The organism is Persephonella sp., assembly GCF_027023985.1.
In the GTDB taxonomy this organism is placed as follows: Bacteria; Aquificota; Aquificia; order Aquificales; family Hydrogenothermaceae; genus Persephonella_A.
Genome location: NZ_JALVTW010000027.1, coordinates 1 through 21616 on the forward strand (window position 1 = coordinate 1; position 21616 = coordinate 21616).

Below are 21616 nucleotides of genomic sequence, written 5' to 3' on the forward strand. Positions count from 1 at the left end.
ATTATTAAATCTAAAACATTATAACCAATTTTATTTTCATTGGGATTTAAAATTTTGTATTTTTTATAGAAAATATATGTCATGCTTTGAATTTTGTTTATTTACTTTTTGTGAGTCTATCTAAAACTTTTTTTAAGAATTTTACCTTACCTGCACCCATAAATCTGGCTTTTATTTTCAGATTTTTATCCAGAACAATAGTTGTTGGCGTGCCAACCACCCTAAAGGAAACCATTGTTTTGTAGTCAGAAATCAACACAGGCAGGTCAAATCCCCATTCCCTTTTTCTTTCTTCAATAGTTAATATATCCCTTGTATTTAAAACAACAGCATAAAATCTAACTTTGTCTTTATATTTTTTAGCCAGTTCTGACACTTCAGGAAGTTCTCTTTTACATCCATGACAGTAAATCTGCCAGAATACAAGCACAGTAGGTTTTCCTTTGAAACTTTCTACACTGACCTTTTTACCATTTAAATCATAAAAATAAAGCTTTTCAATATTTTTAGCATTTGCTATTCCTGTAAAGACAAATATTGCCAAAATTAAACTAAGTGCTATATTTTTCACCTTAAGCCTCCGAAAAAGTATTATCAAAAATAAATATAACCCAAAAAGGTAAAAATGAATATAAGAGAGCAATTAGAAGAACTGGAATATCAGTTTTTACACCCGTCTGCCGCAAAAAGTAGAGAGGCAAAAAGAGAAAAAGAAGAAAAGGAATGTGATCTAAGAACAAAATTCCAGAGAGACAGAGACAGGATTCTTCATTCAAAAGCATTCCGCAGATTAAAACATAAAACACAGGTTTTTTTGTCCCCGGAAGGTGACCATTACAGAACAAGAATGACACATACATTAGAAGTGGCACAGATAGGTAGAACAATAGCAAAAGCATTACGCCTTAATGAAGACCTTGTGGAAGCAATAGCCCTTGGACATGACCTTGGGCATACCCCTTTTGGACATGCAGGGGAGTTTATCTTGAAGGAAGGGGCTTCATATCATCATGCCAGACAGAGTCTTAGAGTTGTGGAAAAATTAGCAAACGAAGGAAAGGGACTTAATCTGACTGAGGAAGTCCGGGATGGCATTCTGAAACACAGCAAAGGTAAATCTCCACTTATAGCAGAAGGAAATATGCCAAAAACCCTTGAAGGAGAAATCATAAGACTTGCAGACAAAATAGCCTATATAAACCATGACCTTGAAGATGCAATGAGAGCTCGTCTAATAGATGAAAATGATATACCCTCTGACATAAAAAAAATTCTTGGTGAAACAAAATCTGAAAGAATCTCAACCATAGTAAAAAGTGTAATTTATTCAACTATTGAAAATAATTACCATCATGTTGTTATGGATGAAAAGATATATAAAGCAATGTATGACCTTCGCCAATGGCTGTTTGATAATGTTTATCTCGCAAAACCTGTTGTTGACGAATTAGAAAAGGGAAAAGGAATAGTAAGGGCTTTATATGAATATTTTGTAGAACATTATGAAGAAATTCCATATTACCAAAAATATCTGGAACTATGGGGAGAATATGAACCTAAACAGGCAGCTGTTGATTATGTTGCAGGTATGACAGACAGATTTGCCCTGAAAACATATGAAAGAATATTTATCCCAAAAAGCTGGCATATCCTCTAATATTCTATAATCACAGTAAGATGGTCTTGATAATCATCTGCTACAGGAACATTTTGCATAGGAGGTATTACACCAACTATACAGAAACTCCTTTCAGTAAAATGTTTTTTTCTGCACCTTGTCATTCCTGAAATCACGCAGGTATTTTGAGTTCCATCTCCAAGGATGCAGTTTCTATAAAAAAGGTTGTAATAAAGTTTTCCCCCTGTAGATGCTGAATAAAGGAATCTTTTTGCCGGATTATTGCTATTTCCCCCTAATACTTTAACTGTGAAAACTATATTATTCTTAGAATTACACACAACTCTTAATGTGGTGTATGTTCTCTTAACTACACGGTCAAAAGGATTGTAAACTCCAAATGGTATATCATTTATCTGTGCATAACAGCTCCCATTGTTATTATGGTGATGACCTTTTGCAAAGGATTCCATTAACACTAAAAAACTAATTAGTATTATTCTTATTATTCTCATTTTTTTTCCTCCTTGGTAGGCCTGCATATATACTCCCCAATGTATGGAACTACTTTTTTTATAATATCTTTTGTTATTCTTATTTTAAAACTACATCCTGTGTAACCATAATCAATAGTTGCTGTATGTTCTCCCACTGAAATATTTTCAATGAATGCTTTGCCTTTATAACCTATAATTCCTACTTTTTTGCCGTCTACATAAAACCTTGTTCCAGGTTCAGGAAAAGTTCCATCAGGGAATCTTATTTTTAATCTGACAGAATTCATCTGCTCTGCCTTGAATTTTATGAGATATCCGTGATTTTTATAAGGCACAAATGTAATAACATTTTTATCTATATATGTTTTAACATCAAGACTGGAAGGGTCTATAGATATCTCATTTGGATAATACGGATAAAGGGTCGGAATGAATAATGTTCCTTCTTTGTCTGTTTCACCGGCAGTTCTATTATTAACAAGCACTTTCGCATTTTTTATTGGAGGTTCTATTTTCACTATTCCGAAACTATCTTGCATTGCTCTTCTGAGGAAGAATTTTCCTCCTAAACGGACAAGACTTCCCTGTAGTCCAATTCTATAAGATAGAGGATTATCAAATCCTGATGAATAAGAAACTTCCGAGTAAACTGTCGCATATTTGGCATTATAACTTAAATCTCCATAAATATTGTTATATCCCTGTGTTTTGTCTATTCTTCCTCTGAAAAAGAATTTATCAAAGGGGTTGTATTGTTTATTAATACTAAGTGAGTATTTAGTTTGGTTTTCATTTTTCTGATAATCTAAACTTGAGTAATATGATTTTCCAATGGGTATATTTATGGAAAAACGGAAAGATTTATTACTTGTTTCAGATTTATACGTGTTGTAAGACAAAGATATACTTACCCTTTTAAAAATATTTTTTGAGTAAGAAATATTTATATTAGTAGAATCCGGATGGTCGAAATATGTTCTTTTGATATAAGAGAAATTTAGAAAACCGAACTTAAATAATCTAAAACCAACAAGAGCATCATAATAATCTTTCGGTTGACCGTAAACATTTGAAGGCATAAAGAAATTATTTGAACTTTTTATGGCAGAAAGTCGAAGTCTTAAGAATTTCAAATTTTTTGAATAATTTATACCGTACTGAAAGCCTGTTGAGGATTTCCTTTTATTATAAGAAAAAGATATATTGGGGGATATTAAACCAAATTTACCTAAGAGATAAGAGATTTCTACTCCTGTATTTAATCCATCCAATCCCTGTAGATAAAAGCTAATTCCTCCTGTCAGGCTATCAGTGAGTCCTTTTCTGTATTCGCTGTTTATTACAAATTTAGAGTATTCAAAGCTTTTATTTAAATAGTTTTTTCTTAAAAATCCGGCTGTAAAAAAGTAATCTTTTAGGCCTTTTTTTAACAGATTTCTATCTGTTGCATAGGGAATTTCAACAACTTTTTCCCTCCCCAAAATGTCTCTTATAACAACTTTGATATTCCCTTCGGGAGTTATTACAGGAATATCTTTTATTTCAAAAGGACCCGGTTTTAGATTCTGGGAAAAAACTTTTGCATTTTCCACAAAAATATCAATTGATGATGGAACGGCTATCTTTCCAGAAAAATCCGGTAAAGGATAAGTAATAATATCAGGTCTCAGGTCATAATTTGTGCCTATTCTAAAACCGCCAATTCTAAGATAGTAATTCCATATTGAATTCTGAAGATATATATCTCCAAAATCTATTTCCCTTATATTTGACACGTCATCTATACGAAGCAAAGAATCCAGACGTATAAGCTTATTTTCTTCTTGATTATAGTAATGAACAAAATCTGTATAAAAGGTTTTATTTGAAAAAAAGTAATTAAAATTGAGCTCTGTTCTTAGCTCATTGTAAGTGGAATAGTTAGAATACAAAGAATCATATTCTATAAACCATCCGTTACTTTCCACAGGAGTTATTTTTTTTCTTTTAATTTCTACTTTTTTCTGGGAAAAGTATTCAGGAGGAACTTTTATGTTAGCTGTAAGAAGATTATAGTTTATATTTACTTCTACATCTTTTATACAACTTATACACACATAAGGTTGTTTTTTTATAATTTTAATAACATCTGAAGGTATTTTTGTAAGGCCAATCCGTTTAAGTTCTGACTGTTTTACATATAGACTTTTTTTTTAATATATACGATAGAATCACCTAAATACATGTTATTTATATATAACCCTAATATGTAGAGTTGCAGGCCTTTTTCTGCTGAAATTACAGCTGACTGGATAAAGATAAACAGACTAAAGATTAATAGAAATCTCTTTGCCATCTTCAAGTGTTATTTTTATTTTGTCCGGTATCTCTTCAAATTGTGCTACAGTATATTTGCCGTTTTTATTAACGAACTTTTTGATAGTAAACTTAACCTCTTTTTGTGGAAGAATGTAAAATGCATAGTCTTTGCTATATATTTCTTTGTCTCCTTTAAAACATTGAACATTAATTATCCGTGTGAATCCGTTACCTCTATTTTTTATATCAAGAACTATCTTGTCCTTACCTTTATATACCGGAGATACGTCTAAATCATAAGAAATATTCACTCCTGGAGGATTAATGAATACAGGAACACTTACATGTAAAACAATCTGAATAGCCGTTTTGATTTTTTTGGGATTTTTTTCCGGTTTTATTTCCTGTGGAATTTGTTTCACTATTAGACGATATGCTTTTTGAACTTTACCATCAAACGACCCTAAATAAGCAAGCTTAACAAGCTGTTTTTGTCTCGGCTCAAGTTTTATATACGGAGGAACTACAACTAAATCCTCTGTATCTTTTAGAATAAATTTTCCATTTCCATCCTGATCCCATTTTTTAACTTCTGTTTCTACGGTTATTGTTTTTTTGTCTGTTAAATTTTCTATTTTAAATACAGCTGTATTTTTTTCAGCAGACATATAAATTCTTATTGGCTGTATAGAAAAATCAAGGGCAAAAGTCCTGTTTATAAGAAAGAAAAAAAGGGGAAGGAGGATGAGAAAAAATTTTTTTATATTTTTCATTAATTAATCACCCTCCTATCCTTTTCAGTATGTTATTGTTAGAGTGACTGTATCAGTGTAAGTTCCTATACTTACATTTTGACCTGATGATATATTTGTAAACCTTAAAGCTGCTACCGGAGGTTCTTTTGTTTCGGCTGTTGCACTTAAAGGAGTAGTAAATACATCAGGACTATATGCAGATGAAGATGAATATTGAATTAAAACTCCCAGTGAGTATGCTATTTTTTCATCAGGATCGTCAGCCTTTACCAGATATCTACCATTTGCGCTGGTTGCTGATATTGTAAAATTTGTTCCTTTTACGCACTTAAAAGAAAATGCTGCACTTTTTGATGTCACCGGAGGTTTGTAAGGATTATACTCTAATGTTACATCAGACAAAGAAAGTATTTCACAATAAGGTTGAACTGTTGCTGTCACTGTGTAATTATCTGTTGCAGTTCCCTCTGCAACAGCTACGCTCCACGCAACCCCTACCCCTAAAATTGAGGCTACAATTTTTCTTTTCATTGTTCTCACCTCTTTTTATCTAAAAGGGGCAGATATACCCTACCCCTTTTATCTTTTAGTAGCTTATATCTACTGTTACAGTTCCTTGATATGTATCAACTGATACATCCTGTCCTGCTGGTATTGTAATGGTCATAGCAAAACTTTCTTCTCCCGCCATACCATTGTTATCTGTTCCGGAATTAGATGTTGGGGTAACAGAAATGTTTAAAGAATCCCCTGTGTTTTGACCCTGAAGAGCTGATGGTGCAGTTACAGTAATGTTATAAGAAGTTCCTTTTACACAGTTAAATCCTGTTGTAGCTGAAGCAGTTACAGCTTCATCAGCATAAGGGTTGTAATTAACAGAAATATCTTGTGCCCCATTTGTTATTTCACAGTAAGGAGAAACTGTTGCTGTAATTGTGAAATCGTCAGAAACTGTTCCATTTCCTGCTGCCATAGCAGCAAATGGGATTACTGCAGCTGTGAGACCTGCAATTACTAATTTTTTCATGGTTTTTACCTCCCTTTGTTATTATTAACTCCCCCGGGGGAATATTTAGCATTATTAAGAGTTAATAATTAATTATTATTTTTTTCTTTCATCTAAAATTTAAGTTTCCAATGCATATCATGTCAATTATTTTCCAAATTTGATGATTTATGCTTAACCCAGTAATGAACGGTTTGAACCTTTATATTTAATATGTTTGCAATTTCCGTTAAAGTTTTACCCTCTTTATATAATTTAATTGCTTCTTTTTTTAGGCTAGCTGGATATCTTTTTTTATTTCTTTCTACTAAAAATCTTGAATAGCATTCCTTACATAGATAAGTTTGCCTACCGTTTACTTTGCCGTTTTTTACGCAATTTGTGGAATTACAATTAGGGCACTTTATTGTGTTATTTTTAGCCATTAGATAGAAGTCCACCCCCCATTTAATAACGCTATGGTTATTATTAATTTACATCTAAAAAATTATTAATGATAGCTATTATCAAAATTTGATGATACTATTTGCCTGATATCGAGTATAAAAGCTATAATACTTGAGATTAAAAACTCTTTACGGGGATAGCTATTGAAAATCAGAATTGGAACGAGAAAAAGTAAGCTTGCCTTGTGGCAGGCAAATTATGTTGCTTCTCAGCTAAAAAAACATTTTCCAGATATAGAGGTAGAACTGATAAAAATAACCACCAAAGGAGATAAAATACTTGATGTTCCTCTGGCAAAAGTAGGAGGTAAAGGTCTTTTTGTCAAAGAAATAGAAGAAGCAATGCTCAGAAATGAGATAGATATTGCTGTTCACTCCCTAAAAGATGTTCCTACATATTTTCCAGAAGGACTCGGTCTTGTTGCAATAACCGAAAGAGAAGACCCAAGGGATGCATTTTTATCTGTAAAGTATAGTTCTCTTGATGAAATGCCTTCTGGTGCTGTTTTAGGAACAAGCTCCCTTAGAAGAAAAGCCCAGATTTTAGAAAAAAGAAAAGATCTTGTTATAAAAGACCTCCGTGGAAATGTTGATACCCGTATAAGAAAACTTGAAGAAGGTCAGTATGACGGAATAATCCTTGCTTATGCAGGATTAAAAAGGCTTGGACTTGAAAACAAAGTTAAACAGATTTTTGAGCCTGATTATATGATACCTGCTGTTGCACAGGGGTTTTTAGGTATAGAAGCAAGGCTTGATGATGAAAAAACAAAGCAAATTGTTTCTGTTTTAAACCATAAAGAAAGTCAGTTAAGGGCAGAGGCTGAAAGGGCATTTTTAAAGACCCTTGAGGGCGGTTGTCAGGTTCCCCTCGCCGCTTATAGCGAAATAAAAAATGGAAAACTGAAAATAACCGGTTTTGTGTCTGACCTTGAGGGAAACAAAATTTTCAAAGACAGTCTTGAAGGAGACCCTGAAAACGCTGAGAATATAGGTAAAACCCTTGCAGAAAAACTCCTTAACGCCGGAGCAAAAGAGGTTTTAGAGGAAATTTACAGAGGTAATTGCTGAGGGTGAACGGAAATAAAATTTTTTATGCTCTAATACTTGCCGGGATTATTTCTTTATTTCCTAATATAAATCTTTATGAATTTAGAGGAGAGGAGTCTCTCCGGGTTATTGTCGCCTATGAAATGCAGGATAGCGGTGATTATCTGCAACCCCATTTTCTTGGAGACCTTTATTTTAATAAACCTCCTTTATTTAACTGGCTGATAGTGGCTTCTTCAAAATTTATTCCCTGGTCTGAGCTTACAGCACGGATAGTAACTATTTTTTCTCTATTCTTAACTGTTTTGCTGATTTATTTTTTCTCCCAAAAACTATTCCAAAACAAAAAGCTTTCCTTACTGGCAGGATTAATATATATAACGTTTATTGATATTCTATTCTGGTATGGTTATCTGGCAGAAATTGATGTAACTCTTGCTTTTTTTGTTTTTCTAATGTTTATACTCCAGTATGTTGGCTATTTTGAACGAAAGGCATATTTAATCTTACTTTCCGGTTTAGTAGCTGGCCTTGCCTTTTTGTTAAAAGGATTTCCTGCTTATGTATTCTGGGGACTGACTTTTATTACCTTTATCATTTATAAAAAAAATTGGAAGGATTTAATAAATCTGTATCTCTGGACTTCCGGCATTATTGCACTATTAGTTCCTGCCTTGTGGATATTAAACACAGATAATCCAAATCTTTATCTTCAAAAATTACTTATTGAAAGTCTTATCAGAACAAAAGGCAGTTCAAATATCCTGAAACTATTTGGGCATTTTTTAACTTATCCGCTCCTTAACTTTAAACAGCTTTTGCCGGCAAGTTTTATTGTTCTTTTGATACTTGTAACTGCTTATAGAAGGAAAATAAAAGTAGTCATCCCATCAGAAATAAAAATACTTTTACTTACAGCTTTTATAAATTACATTCCATACTTTCTGGCTGTTCATAGCAGAGGCAGATATGTTATTCCCCTTTTTCCTGTTATAGCAATAATTTTTGCTTACTTGATTGTGAATACAGGAAAGGAAAAATGGGTAAAAATTACTGTCTGGACAGCCTCTATTCTGATTGCCCTTAGATTTTTACTTGGTTTCGTAGGATTTCCTATTCTTATGGAAAAGAAGGCCTCCCGTAAAAGAGCTGCATATGATATAGCTGAAACAATAGACTTATCTAAAAAAATCGCCTGTGATTGTAAAAGGGAAAAATCTGTATGCGTTTATCTGGATTTTATGAAAGGAAAAGCCCTTAAAACCTCCAGATATATTCCTGATTGGGATTATGTGATAGATTGTTCTAAACAAAATCGTGGAAAACTAATTAAAAGTTATGACCTTCACGGAAGAATATTAAAACTCTACCAAAGGGAAAAATGATATACCGTGTTATAGCTGTTCATTTAACAATTGTTGTTCTTAAGATTTTTTACACCATTTTAAATATAACTGACCTTGCTACAGAAGAGGCACAATACTGGGTATGGTCTAAAAATCTGGATTTATGTTATTACTCAAAGCCTCCTTTAATTGCCTATATGAATTTTATCTCAACCTCAATTTTAGGAGACACAGAACTTGGTGTCAGGATAAACGCCATTTTAATTGGGTTTTTAATTGGAATTATTGTTTATCTCTTTACAAAGGAATTATTCAAAGATGAAAATCTGGCATTTTTCTCATCTGTTTTTATAGTTGCTGTTCCTGTTTACCAGATAGGTAGCTACATATTCCTGACAGATGCTCCTCTTGCACTTTTTTGGCTTTTGACAATTTATCTGTTTTTTAAAGCTACTCAGGAAAACAGACCAGTTTTATGGATATTAACCGGAATATCTGCCGGTCTTGCATTTTTATCAAAATTTTTAATTGTATTATTCCTCCCTCCTGCCTTAATCTATTTGTTTCTTTATAAAAGGAAGATTTTCAAGGAAAAATGGTTTTATGTCTCCATTTTAGTTGCTTCTGTTTTTACAATCCCTGTTATCTGGTGGAACTTTTATCATGATTTTGTGACCTTTAAGCATGTGTTAAATCTGGAAGGTGCTAAAAAGAGTGTCTCCTTTAATAAATCTCTGGAGTATATCGGAAATTATTTAGCCTCCCAGATAGGTATAAACTCAATATTTTTCTTACCATTTTTTGCCTATGCAGTTTATAAAGGCTTTAAACAGAAAAAAGACCACAGAATTTTTTATTTGTGGATATTTCCTGTATTTGTATTTCTAATCTTTCTTTATATGGCAAGGAAGAAAAACATTGAGGCTAATTGGCCTGCATTTGGCTATGCAACTCTTTATATTTTAACAGCCTATTTTATTTATACTAAGAAATGGTTCAAATCTTTTATAGCAGGATTTTTATTATCACTGTTGCTAATCTTTACTCTTTTTTACCCATTTTATATAGATAAACTTGGTTTAACAAAAATATATCCACCGAAAGTTGACCCATTACACAGGCTTGTAGGCTGGGAAGGTCTCGGTAAAAAAGTTTCTCAGATAACAAAAAATCTCCAAACTGAAAAATATTTTGTTTTTTCAGAAAGCTATCATATAGCCTCAGAACTATGGTTCTATATGGATGGTCATCCACGTATCTACTCGGTAGTTATAAACAGAAGGATGAACCAATTTGATTTATGGCCGGGTCTAAAGCAGTTTGAAGGAAAGGGATATACAGGTGTATATGTTTCCCGTTGGGGATTACCTAAAAAGATAAGACAGTCTTTCAAAAGGGTCAAAGCCCATTACACTTATGATATTATTTATCGTGGCTGGAAATACCGAACAATACATATATATGTTCTGGAGGATTTTATTAAACTATATCAGGAGAAAACAAAAGGATACTGATGAACAAGCACCTGAAGTTTGTTTTTGAAGTTTACAAACCATATATGAAACTAAAACTCCTTGCCATAGGAGGTTCTCTATTTGAGTCAATTGCTCTAACCGGCCTTGCTTACATCATAAAAAATGTTGTTGATGATGTATTTATAGCAAAAAGCTACGAAAAACTGATTTTTGTAATTGTTGTTTTGATTATCCTTGCTATTTTGAAACAGGTAGGATTTATTATAAAAGATTACGGTATGCCCCTTGTTATATACAAAGCTTCCCGGGATTTAAGATTTAAGGTATATGAAAAAATTTTGAATGCTTCACCGTCGGTTTTCAGGAAATACACACCAGGGGATTTAATAGGAAGGGCTGTTTCTGATATAGAAAAATTTGGAGAAATCATATCCCGTGTTGCCACAAATATAATAACAGAGGCATTTACAATAATTGGTATATGCGGAGTTTTAATATATAGGGACTGGAAATTATTTCTAATCTTTGTTCTGGTTGTGCCACTTCTGGCATGGGCTTTAGAACATTTTGGAGAAAAGAGAAAGAAATACTCTAGAAAGGTTCAGGAAAGCATTGGAGAGTATATACACCATCTTAGCCAGATTTTATCAGGAATAGAGGTTGTAAAACTCTTTAAGAAAAAAATATTTCTCCATATTTTTAACAAAATCAATGAAAGACTGTATGAGAGACAAAAGAAAAACAAGTTTTATGAAACAATCTATCTTTCAACTGTTGAGATAATAGCTTACACAGCTACGGCCGGAATTATATTTTATGGTGGAATTAGGATTATAAACGGAGACTTAACCCCCGGGGATTTCTTCTCATTTTTAGGTGGTGTTTTTATCCTTGTAAACTCGTTGCAGGCATTCCAAAGGGGAGCTGTTAATGTAAAGGCATTAAATCCAGTTATAGACCGTCTATTAGAAGTTTTAAATCTGCCTCAGGAGGAAGATAAAGGAATAGAATTTACAGGTCTAAAAGATAAAATTCAGTATCAAAATGTTTCCCTGTCTATAGATGGAAATCAAATCCTGAAAAATATAAATCTCACAATTAAAAAAGGTGAAAATTTAGGTATTGTAGGCCCAACAGGTTCAGGAAAATCAACACTGGTAAAAATCTTACCTGCTCTGATTACAGAATATGAAGGAAAGGTCTTAATAGATAATCATGAGCTCAGAGAATATTCTCTGTCTTCCCTCAGGGACAAAATAGGTATGGTTTCACAGGAAGTAATAATCTTTAATGATACCCTTAGAAATAACCTGCTTGTTGCAAAACCTGATGCTACAGAGGAAGAATTAATAGAAGCCCTGAAAAAAGCCAAAGCAGATTTCGTATTTAAACTGGAAAATGGCCTTGATACAGTCTTAGGAGAAAAAGGCTCCAGACTTTCCGGTGGAGAAAGACAGAGAATAGCAATAGCCCGTATATTCCTGAAAGACCCTGATATCTTGATTGTAGATGAAGGAACATCAGCCCTTGATGTTGAAACGGAAGAATACATAATGGAAGAGATAAACAGACATTTCTTAGATAGAACAGTAATCATAATAACCCACAGATTAAAACTCCTTGATATAACAAACAGAGTAGTAGTCATAGAAGAAGGTCAGATTGTTGAAGAAGGAACAAAAGAGGAACTCTTAAAACAAAAGGGTATATTTTACAGGTTTTCAACCATATCATCCTGATGATGTTAGAATATTATCCAGAAATTTTTCCTTAAAGGAGGCAGATTGTTTTATTTATTCCTTGTTGTTTTTATAGGAATACTGCTTTATCTGGAATTTAGACCATTTAAAAGGATTTCCCTATTAGAAGAAAAAATTGAAAAAAATAATTTTGAAAGACCCCAATATCACAAATATAACGTAATTGCCCATATACATACTCAGTTTTCCTTTGACTCACTTGGGAAACCATCAGACATTAAAAAAGCAATGGAAGAAAATAATATAGATTTTGTTTTTGTGACAGACCACGATAATGATAACTACAAATATTTTGAGGATGAGAGAGTATTTGCAGGCATTGAAAAAAATACACCGGATGGAAGACTTCTTTTACTTGGAAATGAGCTGCCTGTAATATCTCATCCTAACAACTTTGAGTTTGAGCACTACAAATGGAAAGGAGAGTTTAGACCTGATTATCTTTATGAAATAATAAATATAAAAGACGGAGTTGTCTGGAACAAAGCATTATCAATTATTTCTTTATTAAAAAATATTATTATCTTTCCTGTAACATGGAAAATTCTGCACAAATGGAATGCCCTAATTCCCCTTGAGAAATGGAGTAGGCTGTATTTTGCTCGAGCAAAAGGTCTTAAAATGATAGGTGGACTGGATTTACATATTAAGCTTGTTTATCAGGAACATACCCATGGGATTTTAATCCCCTCTTATCGTTCAGGCTTTAAATGGCTGGTAAATCAGGTTTATTCAAAAAAACCTTTAGAAAAAAAATCTGATGTTTTAGAGGCATTGAAACAGGGAAATCTCCATCTCTCACTGAAACAAAAATACGGCGATTTCTGGGGAGAGAATAACGGGAATATATATTTCCCCGGAGATAAAACACCTTTAAATTCAAAACTGTTTTGTATTTTTAACCACAAAAAAACAGTAAAAATACTAAAAAAAGACAATCAACCTGTTGTTATAACAAAAGAAAACAGTTTTTTTTATGAACCGAAGGAAAGCGGCTTATACCATTTTGAAGTTTATGAATATGACCTTAAAATAGGAAATCTTTATTTAGGGTTTAGACCTGTTGCGATTACAAATCCTTTTGAGGTTGTAAATGGCTAAAGAAAGAGTAATTCCTCCTGACTGGGAACTGAGAATAAGATGGAATGTAAAGCTATTCAGGGCTATCAACAATAAAAGAAGCAAATTTTTAGACAAATTTTATAAATACTACTTTAGACTTGGGAAAAGCTATACTTTGCCTCTTTTTCTGCCGTTTTTTTATATTTATGGTAGATGGGAGGCCTTAATTCATCTGACAATCTCTCTTATCATAACCGGTATTCTGATGCCGGCCTTAAAATATACATTCCGTCATCAAAGACCTTCAAAGCTACTGGAAGATGTATATCTACTTGAGCCTGTTGGCTTCAAAAGTTTTCCCTCTGCTGATGCGGCTTACGCCTTTACCCTCCTTGGTGTTATTCTTTTTTACGGTAGCTGGTGGATTATATTGTTATTCATAATTTATGCTTTACTGATAGCCTTCGGCCGTATTTATATGGGGGCACATTTTCCAATAGATGTCCTAGTAGGAGCATTAACAGGAATTATATCAGGGATAGCAGGATACTATTTAAAAATATATTTAAAGGTGTTTATCAATGGATATTTTCAATTACCATTCTGACTGCAGAGAAGGGAAGATAGAGATTCTTCCGTCAAAAAGATTAAAAACAGTCAAAGACCTTAGTGTTGCTTATACTCCAGGAGTTGGAAAAGTTTCAGAAGAAATTCATAAAGACCCGGAAAAAGTTTATGAATATACCTCTATTGGCAATCTGGTTGCTATTGTAACCAATGGAACTGCAGTTCTGGGGCTTGGGGATATTGGCAATAAAGCAGCAAAACCTGTTATGGAAGGTAAATCTGTATTGTTTAAACTGTTTGCCGATATTGACGCAATAGATATAGAAGTGGAGGATAAAGAGCCTGAATCTTTTGTTAGAACTGTTAAATCAATTGCTGGGACTTTCGGTGGAATAAATCTTGAAGATATAAAAGCTCCTGAATGTTTTCAAATAGAAGAAAGCTTAAAAAGTCAGTTAGATATTCCTGTTATGCATGATGACCAGTGGGGCACTGCAACAGTTATACTTGCCGGTTTATGGAATGCTTTATATCTGGTTAATAAAAGGATATCCAATGTAAAAATAGTCATAAATGGTGCAGGTTCCTCAGCACTTGCTACTGCGCAACTACTAAAAAAAGCAGGGGCAAAAAATATATATGTTCTTGATAGTAAAGGACTTATTTCAACTTATCGCACAGATCTAAATCCTTATAAACAAAAAGTTGCTGTTAATGAACCTGTAAAACAACTTGATGAGGTTATAAAGGGAGCAGATGTCTTTATAGGTCTTTCTGTTGGAAATATTCTGAAAGAAGAAAATCTAAAAAATATGAGCGAACATCCTATAATATTTGCCCTTGCAAATCCAATACCGGAAATATATCCAGACCTTGCTTTAAAAATCAGAAAAGATGGTATTCTTGCAACAGGAAGGTCAGACTTCTACAACCAGATAAATAATCTTATATCTTTCCCTTATATTTTCAGGGCAGCGCTTGACACCCGGGCTAAAATAAATATGGATATGCTCATATCAGCATCAAAAGCGATATCAGAAATAGCAAAACTACCGGTTCCTGAATATATAACACAGATATACGGAGAAAAATTTGAATTTGGAAAAGAGTATATTATCCCCAAACCATTTGATAGAAGACTGCTTCTAAATGTTCCTGTGGAAATTGTAAAAGCTACCATACAAACAGGAACAGCAAAGATAAATATAGATTTACGAACTTATCCAAAAGAGCTTGAAAAAAGACTGGAACGGATAGAGAAAATAAACCCTATATGTAGTCTATAACTCCTGTCTTGCCTCCAGCATAAGTTTTTTCATTTTTCTGACGGCTTCGTCAAGTCCCATAAACACAGAATTTGCAATTATTGAATGCCCTATATTAAGCTCCTCTATCTCCTCTATTGCAGCTACAGGCTGAACATTGGTATATGTCAATCCATGGCCGGCAAAAACTTTTAAGCCTTTTTCTTTGGCATATTTTGCAGCCTTTTTTAATCTTTCCAATTCTTTTTTTATCTTTTCGTCTGAAGTTGCATTTGCATATTCTCCGGTATGGAGTTCAACAGCATCTGCACCTACTCTAATAGAAGCGTATATCTGGTCTTCTTCCGGGTCAATAAACAGAGCAACATTTATACCGTTTTCCTTTAATTCTTTAACAAAATCTTTTAAATAATCTTCCATACCTGAAACATCAAGACCGCCTTCTGTTGTAATCTCCTGTCTTTTTTCAGGAACGAGGGTAACCCTTTCAGGTTTTATATCAATTGCAATGTTTTTCATCTCCTCTGTAGGAGCCATCTCCATATTAAGAGGAATTCTTTTGATTGTGCATCTTAATCTAATCACATCTTCATCCTGAATATGCCTTCTATCTTCCCTCAGATGAAATGTTATCTGGTCAGCTCCAGCGTCCTGTGCAATAAGAGCTCCTTTTACAGGGTCAGGTTCATAGGTTTTTCTTGCTTCTCTGATTGTTGCAATATGGTCTATATTCACTCCGAGCTTCATCATATCTCCTTAAGCTAAATATTTTTATTACCGATAAATAAAATTACCAGAAAAAACATAAAGGTAAAAGATGCTAAAGAAAATACTGCTTTTTCTATTGCTAACTGTTAATGTTGTTTTTGCTATAACAATAAAGCATGCAGACCATTCTACATTTTACAGGGTTGTTCTCCAGACAAATAAACCTGTAAAGTTTAAAACAGAGATTATTTCAGGAAAGATTCTTTCCATAAAAATAAAAGAAAAAAGCAAAAGAGTAAACAAAAAACTTATAAAAAATCGTTATATAAAAAGCCTTGATGTGCTTTATTCTAAAAACTATACAGAGTTTATCTTTGAGACAACACATAAAATTAAGGATTTTAAAATTCATACTTTAAAACATCCTTATAGGATAGTTATTGACTTTTATAAAAAATCCCAAAAAACAACTACTTCTTATGAAGACCCTATTTATAAGCTTATTGTCCAATATGAAAGGAAACGCAGATATGTATATTCAGATGGTAAACATTTCAGAAAAAAAATTATAGTTATAGACCCGGGACATGGAGGAAGAGACCCAGGGGCAATAGCCAATGGTTTAATAGAAAAAAATGTTAATCTTAAAATAGCAAAAAGATTGAAAAGAATTCTTGAAAAAGACCCGAGATTTAAGGTTTGTTTAACCAGATACACAGACAGATACGTTGGCCTTTATGAAAGGACAGTAATTGCTGTGAGAAAAAAAGCTGACTTGTTTATCAGTATTCACTGTAATTCTTCTCCTTCACATTCAGAATCAGGGACTTATGTTTATACTTTAAACCTGAGAGGAGCAAAATCAAAACTGGCTCGTCTTGTTGAGCAAAGAGAAAATAAAGCAGTTATAAGATACGTTCGGGTTAGTGCAAATCCTCTTGTAAACAGGATAGTGGCAGACCTTGCAATTAGCACAACAATGACAGAAGGAAGAACTTTTGCTTATTATCTCAGGAGACATTTAAGAAAAGTAACCGTATTCAGAGACATAGACAGTGCTAATTTTGCCGTTTTAAAAACTCCGGGAATTCCTTCTGTTTTGATAGAGACACTCTATCTAACAGACAAACATGATGCACAACTGCTAAGGAACGATGAATTTTTAGATAGTTTTGCTTATTCTATTTATGATGCTATTGTTGATTACTTTTTCAGGGAATAGTGGATGATAGTAGGCATAGATATAGGAAACACCACAGTTGAGATAGGTTTTATAACTGATATATCAAATATAAAAAGCTACAAACTAAAAACAGACCATCAAAAAACAGTTGACGACTGGTTTATAGATTTTCATCAAATTTTAAGTATAGAAAAGTTTCCCAAGATTAAAAATTTCGTGATATCTTCAGTTGTTCCTGTAGTTGAAAAAAGAATTAGCGCAGCTTTAGAAAAAACAAAACTGGCAAATGTCCTGTTTTTAGGTAAAGATATAGAAATTCCAATAAAGAATAATTACAAAAATCCTGAAGAGGTAGGTATTGATAGATTAGTCAATGCGTGCGCTACTGTTAAAAAACACGGTGCACCGGCAGTTGTTGTGGATTTTGGAACGGCAATTACATTTGATGTGGTTAATGATAAAGGAGAATATGAAGGAGGGGCGATTTTCCCCGGTATAGATGCCAGTATTCAAGCTTTGTTTTCAAAAACAGCAAAACTTCCGGCGGTGAATATAGAAAATGTTGAAAGAGTTGTAGGGAAAACAACTACAGAAAGTATTCAGGCAGGTATTTATTTTGGATACTTATCCATTATTGAAGGAATGGTTGAAAAAATAAATAATGAATATGATTATGAACATAAACTTGTTATAACCGGAGGGAATGGGGATATTATCTCAAAAGGACTAAAAGTTGAACATATATACGACCGTTATCTCTCTATGGAAGGTATTTACCTTATATACAATAGTTGCTTTTTATAAAAAATACATTTAGTATATTTAATAACCTAAAGGAAAGGAGGTAAAGAGAGATGGAGGCAACCTACGGAGGAATTCCACCGGCCGAATTAATTTTATTTGTTCTTATGTTGACAATGTTAGTTGTTCTTTGGGGAACAATCATGTATAAGATGGGAACTAAGGAGAAGTAATGTCTTTTGAAGAAAAAGAAAAAAAGGCCTATCCTTTTGCCTTTGTTGGCTTTTTTGTTACAGAAGAAGAACCTCTTGATATTCTGAAAGAAGATGTAACTCCAGAACAGATAGAAGAAATACAAAACCTGATTAAAAAATATCTTTTTAAAGAGGGCGTTGACGTGGTAGTGGCGCCCTTTATTGTTCCACCGGATCAAGTTAATGATGCATTGCACCAGTTAGCTGATGCAGTATTTAAACCAGATGAGGAGCAGGCCAACTAAGATGGTAAAGGTTATAATCTCTGGAATTTTAGGTAGAATGGGGCAGAGAATAGCCCATCTTGCCTATGAAGATAAAGATGTTGAAATAGTAGGTGGTGTTGAAAGTCCTGATTGTGTCCATTCCCACGATAATGTGGGAGAAGTAATAGGGGCAAATATAGATGCGCCTATAGTTTCAGACCTTTCAAAAATTATAGATAAAGGTGATGTAATAATAGATTTTGCAGGTAATACAGAGGCAGTTTTGGGTCATGTAAGGTTAGCGGCAGCAGATAAAAACAAAAAAGCAATGGTTATAGGCACAACAGGTTGGACAGAAGACCAGCTAAAAGAAATAGAAGAACTATCTAAAGATATTCCTATTGTCCTTGCACCAAATATGAGTATTGGTGTTAATCTCTTGTTTAAGCTGGTGCAGGAAGCTGCAAAGGCACTAAAAGATAAAGGTTATGATATAGAAGTGGTAGAAATGCACCACAGATTTAAAAAGGATGCCCCATCTGGAACAGCTGTTAAAATTGTGGATATTTTGAAAAAGGAAACAGGAATTAATAAAGTTATTTACGGCAGAGAAGGTATATACGAAAACGGCCGTCCTTCTGATGAAATAGCGGTTTTTGCCCTTAGAGGCGGTGATGTTGTCGGTGAACATACTGTAATATTTGCCGGAATAGGAGAAAGAATAGAACTTACTCATCGTGCAGGCTCAAGGGATATTTTCGCGAAAGGTGCAGTTGAAGCGGCTAAATGGGTAAAAGATAAGCCTGCAGGCCTTTATGATATGATGGATGTTCTTGGACTTAAATAAAAAAGTATATGTCTAAGAAAAAAGGAATTACTCAATATTTTTCAATAGGAACAATAGGCCTTCATCTTGTATCCGGTGTTATAGTTGGAGTTCTCATAGGATATTATCTTGATAAATTTTTCAATACATCCCCATGGCTTACTATTATATTCTTCTTTTTAGGCTTAGCTGCAGGTTTCAGGAACATGTATAAAGATGTCCAGCGATATGTGGTTCATGGAGAAGATTTTGAAAATCCTGAAGAAAATAATGAATCAAATAAATCATCAGAAAATAAAAAACAATAATTTTTAAAATTGTTTGATATTTTTAGAAGCTATTTATCGATGATAAACAAAAGAGAAGGAAAAAGAAAAGCTCGCTAATATAGAAGTTATTGTAAATAAAAAGACACAAAATATTTGTAAAATGATAATTTACATTATCGCTCTCTAAAACCTTCTAGAAATGTTCTGTGCCTAATATATTTGTTCTGCAACAAAGAGATACACTTTCTACCTTAGCTGTTTCCCTAGCTTTTGAAGTTCCTATCCCATATAGTTCAGATAAAACCCAGTAATTAGGCTAAATAAAAACATTTAATTTGGCAAGTGTCCTTCAAGGGTTAGCAAAGATTTAAAAATTTTTTTATAGATCCTCGCTGGAGGTATTAAGTTGCATCAACTTTTGCGAAGCAAATTGGCGACCGAATGGGAGCAGCCTCCAGTAATGCGAATATATTTTCTATTATATTCTCGCTAATACCTGTAAAAAGCCAATTTACACAAAAATATATTTTCTACTCAAGATGCAAGAAAAGGGATTTATATTTAGTATATTTATTCTAATATACTTATTCATTTTCCATGTGGCCTTAAAAGTGAAATTTATATCCTTACCTAATTTATTTTAGCGGTTTCTTTTTGTGTTTCCATTTCTTCTTTAATTGCTTTTATAAGTTTTTCTCTCACTTCTTCTTCTGAGCCTTTTATTCTACAACCAGCTGCGTCCCTATGGCCGCCACCACCGCATTTTGCAGCTACTTTCTGGACGTTTACTTTGCCTTTTCCTCTAATTGAAATTCTCCATGTCTGATGGTCTGGTTTTTCTATCATTATGAATGCAACTTCAACCCCATCAATTCCTCTTGCAAAATTAACAAATCCTTCTGTATCCTCTTCTGAAGTTTCTGTTTCTTGAAGGAATTGCTGTCTTACGGTAAGAGATGCTATTTTGCCTTCTTCATACATTCTTAAAGTGGATAGCACTTTATTTAAAAGTTGAAGGGTCTGTGGTTTGTTTCTTTCAAATACCATTGAAGATACATATGAAGGGTCAACTCCTTTTTCTACCAGATACTTGGCAAACTCAAACGCTTCCTCATTTACGATGTTATGTTTGAAAGAACCTGTATCTGTGATAAGTCCTGTATAAAGACAGGTTGCAATATCTTTGTCTATCAACTTCTCATCCCATGCTTTAAGAAGCCTTCCGACCACTGTTGTAGTTGAAGGTGCATAAGGATCAACATAATCATTTATGCTTTCAAATACACCACCAATATGATGGTCTATTCTGAGATATTCATTTGCATAAACAGGTGCATCAGTTCTGTACATTCCTGCTGCATCTAATATAACAGCCAGATTAAATTTATGGTTAATTGGGAGTTTTTCTATTTTGTCCACATAAGGCAAGAAATCATATATGTGGGGGACATTATCTTTCATTGCCATTCTGACATTTTTCCCCTGTTTCTTTAAAAACTGATACATTGCAAGCATACTACCTATACCATCACCATCTGGGTTGTGATGGGTGACCAGCAGTATATCTCCTTCTTCTCTTTTAAGTCTTTCTATGGCAGGAATAACTTTTTCCATTTTTCCACCTCAGAGATTTTTATTCTCATACGGGCAGATATCAACTAAATAACATTTTTTACATTCTGGATTTTTTGCTTTACATATGTACCTGCCAAAAAGAACAAGGGCTTTTGATATATATACCCAATTTTCCTTTGAGAAGAAATTGGCAAGGTCTTTTTCTATCTTATCTGGGTTGTTTGATTTGGTTAATCCAAGTCTTTGACTTACTCTCTTGACATGAGTATCAACTACAATAGCTGGTTTATTAAATGCATTAACCAGAATAACGCTTGCTGTTTTTCTACCTACTCCGGGAAGTTTAACTAAGTCTTCAAGTGTATCAGGAACAATGCCATTAAATTCTTTAACTAAGACTGTGCAACATTCTTTTAGTAATTTTGCTTTTCTTTTATAAAAATTAATCTGTTTAATATCTTCTTCTATCTGTTTTAGAGGAGCTTTTGCTATAGATTTTGGATCCGGATATTTTTTGAAAAATGTTTCTGTGACTTCATTGACTTTTTTGTCTGTGGCTTGCGCTGCGAGTATAGTTGCTACCAATAGCTGAAATGGATTTTCAAACTTTAAATCAATCCAGGGTTCTGGAAAATGCTTTTTAAGTCTTTTTATAATTTCTTCTTCAGTTATCTTTTTCATCTTTTCTTCTTAAAATAAACTTTTTTGT

23 protein-coding genes are annotated in these 21616 nt (G+C 33.4%); 13 read left to right on the forward strand and 10 right to left on the reverse strand.

Features of this window, described 5'->3' with window-relative positions; all coding sequences use genetic code 11:
• Positions 1-97 precede the first annotated feature (97 nt).
• Positions 98-571: a TlpA disulfide reductase family protein gene (locus MVE07_RS06495; RefSeq protein ID WP_297455537.1), complete on the reverse strand. Its 474-nt coding sequence runs from the start codon at positions 569-571 to the stop codon at positions 98-100.
• A gap of 54 nt (positions 572-625) precedes the next feature.
• On the opposite strand from MVE07_RS06495, the gene MVE07_RS06500 reads away from it, so the two are divergent.
• Complete coding sequence (locus MVE07_RS06500; RefSeq protein WP_297455539.1) at positions 626-1657, forward strand: deoxyguanosinetriphosphate triphosphohydrolase; 1032 nt, start codon at positions 626-628, stop codon at positions 1655-1657.
• Here the strand turns inward: MVE07_RS06500 and MVE07_RS06505 are convergent.
• The 6 genes from MVE07_RS06505 to MVE07_RS06530 form a co-directional block, all read right to left on the reverse strand.
• The gene (locus MVE07_RS06505; RefSeq protein WP_297455541.1) at positions 1654-2133 is read right to left on the reverse strand and encodes a spore coat protein U domain-containing protein; all 480 of its coding nucleotides are present in this window, start codon (positions 2131-2133) and stop codon (positions 1654-1656) included. The genes MVE07_RS06500 and MVE07_RS06505 overlap by 4 nt on opposite strands.
• Positions 2130-4211 (reverse strand): fimbria/pilus outer membrane usher protein, encoded by a 2082-nt coding sequence (locus MVE07_RS06510; RefSeq protein ID WP_297455543.1) that lies wholly within the window; start codon positions 4209-4211, stop codon positions 2130-2132. The genes MVE07_RS06505 and MVE07_RS06510 overlap by 4 nt, the downstream gene beginning before the upstream one ends.
• 210 nt (positions 4212-4421) lie before the next feature.
• Positions 4422-5186: a fimbria/pilus periplasmic chaperone gene (locus MVE07_RS06515; RefSeq protein WP_297455545.1), complete on the reverse strand. Its 765-nt coding sequence runs from the start codon at positions 5184-5186 to the stop codon at positions 4422-4424.
• Between the two features lie 24 nt (positions 5187-5210).
• Positions 5211-5699 (reverse strand): spore coat protein U domain-containing protein, encoded by a 489-nt coding sequence (locus MVE07_RS06520; protein ID WP_297455547.1) that lies wholly within the window; start codon positions 5697-5699, stop codon positions 5211-5213.
• Between the two features lie 55 nt (positions 5700-5754).
• A complete protein-coding gene (locus tag MVE07_RS06525; protein WP_297455549.1) occupies positions 5755-6195 on the reverse strand; it encodes a hypothetical protein in 441 nt (146 codons plus the stop codon).
• Between the two features lie 122 nt (positions 6196-6317).
• The gene (locus MVE07_RS06530) at positions 6318-6599 is read right to left on the reverse strand and encodes a helix-turn-helix domain-containing protein (protein ID WP_297455551.1); all 282 of its coding nucleotides are present in this window, start codon (positions 6597-6599) and stop codon (positions 6318-6320) included.
• A 165-nt stretch (positions 6600-6764) separates the two neighbouring features.
• On the opposite strand from MVE07_RS06530, the gene hemC reads away from it, so the two are divergent.
• From hemC to MVE07_RS06565, 7 genes are read left to right on the forward strand one after another with little or no spacing between them, the layout of a single operon-like run.
• Complete coding sequence (gene hemC / locus MVE07_RS06535) at positions 6765-7691, forward strand: hydroxymethylbilane synthase (protein ID WP_297455553.1); 927 nt, start codon at positions 6765-6767, stop codon at positions 7689-7691.
• A 2-nt stretch (positions 7692-7693) separates the two neighbouring features.
• Positions 7694-9055: a glycosyltransferase family 39 protein gene (locus tag MVE07_RS06540; protein ID WP_297455555.1), complete on the forward strand. Its 1362-nt coding sequence runs from the start codon at positions 7694-7696 to the stop codon at positions 9053-9055.
• Positions 9052-10530, forward strand: coding sequence for a glycosyltransferase family 39 protein (locus MVE07_RS06545; protein WP_297455557.1), 1479 nt, complete (start codon positions 9052-9054; stop codon positions 10528-10530). Before MVE07_RS06540 ends, MVE07_RS06545 begins: the two co-directional genes overlap by 4 nt.
• Positions 10530-12230, forward strand: coding sequence for an ABC transporter ATP-binding protein (locus tag MVE07_RS06550; RefSeq protein ID WP_297455558.1), 1701 nt, complete (start codon positions 10530-10532; stop codon positions 12228-12230). The genes MVE07_RS06545 and MVE07_RS06550 overlap by 1 nt, the downstream gene beginning before the upstream one ends.
• 45 nt (positions 12231-12275) lie before the next feature.
• A complete protein-coding gene (locus MVE07_RS06555; RefSeq protein WP_297455560.1) occupies positions 12276-13352 on the forward strand; it encodes a PHP domain-containing protein in 1077 nt (358 codons plus the stop codon).
• A complete protein-coding gene (locus tag MVE07_RS06560; RefSeq protein WP_297455562.1) occupies positions 13345-13920 on the forward strand; it encodes a phosphatase PAP2 family protein in 576 nt (191 codons plus the stop codon). The genes MVE07_RS06555 and MVE07_RS06560 overlap by 8 nt, the downstream gene beginning before the upstream one ends.
• Complete coding sequence (locus MVE07_RS06565) at positions 13895-15166, forward strand: malic enzyme-like NAD(P)-binding protein (protein ID WP_297455564.1); 1272 nt, start codon at positions 13895-13897, stop codon at positions 15164-15166. Before MVE07_RS06560 ends, MVE07_RS06565 begins: the two co-directional genes overlap by 26 nt.
• Here the strand turns inward: MVE07_RS06565 and MVE07_RS06570 are convergent.
• The gene (locus MVE07_RS06570) at positions 15161-15892 is read right to left on the reverse strand and encodes a pyridoxine 5'-phosphate synthase (protein ID WP_297455579.1); all 732 of its coding nucleotides are present in this window, start codon (positions 15890-15892) and stop codon (positions 15161-15163) included. The genes MVE07_RS06565 and MVE07_RS06570 overlap by 6 nt on opposite strands.
• 70 nt (positions 15893-15962) lie before the next feature.
• Here MVE07_RS06570 and MVE07_RS06575 point away from each other — a divergent pair, with 70 nt between their 5' ends.
• From MVE07_RS06575 to MVE07_RS06595, 5 genes are all read left to right on the forward strand, one after another.
• Positions 15963-17075 (forward strand): N-acetylmuramoyl-L-alanine amidase, encoded by a 1113-nt coding sequence (locus tag MVE07_RS06575; protein WP_297455566.1) that lies wholly within the window; start codon positions 15963-15965, stop codon positions 17073-17075.
• Positions 17076-17078: 3 nt separating this feature from the next.
• Entirely contained in the window at positions 17079-17840 is a 762-nt protein-coding gene (locus tag MVE07_RS06580) for a type III pantothenate kinase (RefSeq protein WP_297455567.1), read from the forward strand.
• A gap of 169 nt (positions 17841-18009) precedes the next feature.
• The gene (locus tag MVE07_RS06585) at positions 18010-18276 is read left to right on the forward strand and encodes a hypothetical protein (protein ID WP_297455569.1); all 267 of its coding nucleotides are present in this window, start codon (positions 18010-18012) and stop codon (positions 18274-18276) included.
• 1 nt (position 18277) lies between these two features.
• Complete coding sequence (gene dapB / locus MVE07_RS06590; RefSeq protein ID WP_297455571.1) at positions 18278-19084, forward strand: 4-hydroxy-tetrahydrodipicolinate reductase; 807 nt, start codon at positions 18278-18280, stop codon at positions 19082-19084.
• An 8-nt stretch (positions 19085-19092) separates the two neighbouring features.
• Entirely contained in the window at positions 19093-19371 is a 279-nt protein-coding gene (locus MVE07_RS06595; RefSeq protein ID WP_297455573.1) for an AtpZ/AtpI family protein, read from the forward strand.
• A 591-nt stretch (positions 19372-19962) separates the two neighbouring features.
• Here the strand turns inward: MVE07_RS06595 and MVE07_RS06600 are convergent.
• Together MVE07_RS06600 and nth are read right to left on the reverse strand one after the other, a co-directional pair.
• A complete protein-coding gene (locus tag MVE07_RS06600; protein ID WP_297455575.1) occupies positions 19963-20946 on the reverse strand; it encodes a bifunctional oligoribonuclease/PAP phosphatase NrnA in 984 nt (327 codons plus the stop codon).
• A gap of 9 nt (positions 20947-20955) precedes the next feature.
• Positions 20956-21588 carry an endonuclease III gene (nth, locus tag MVE07_RS06605; RefSeq protein ID WP_297455577.1) on the reverse strand — a complete coding sequence of 211 codons (633 nt, stop codon included), beginning with the start codon at positions 21586-21588 and terminating at the stop codon, positions 20956-20958.
• Positions 21589-21616 lie beyond the last annotated feature (28 nt).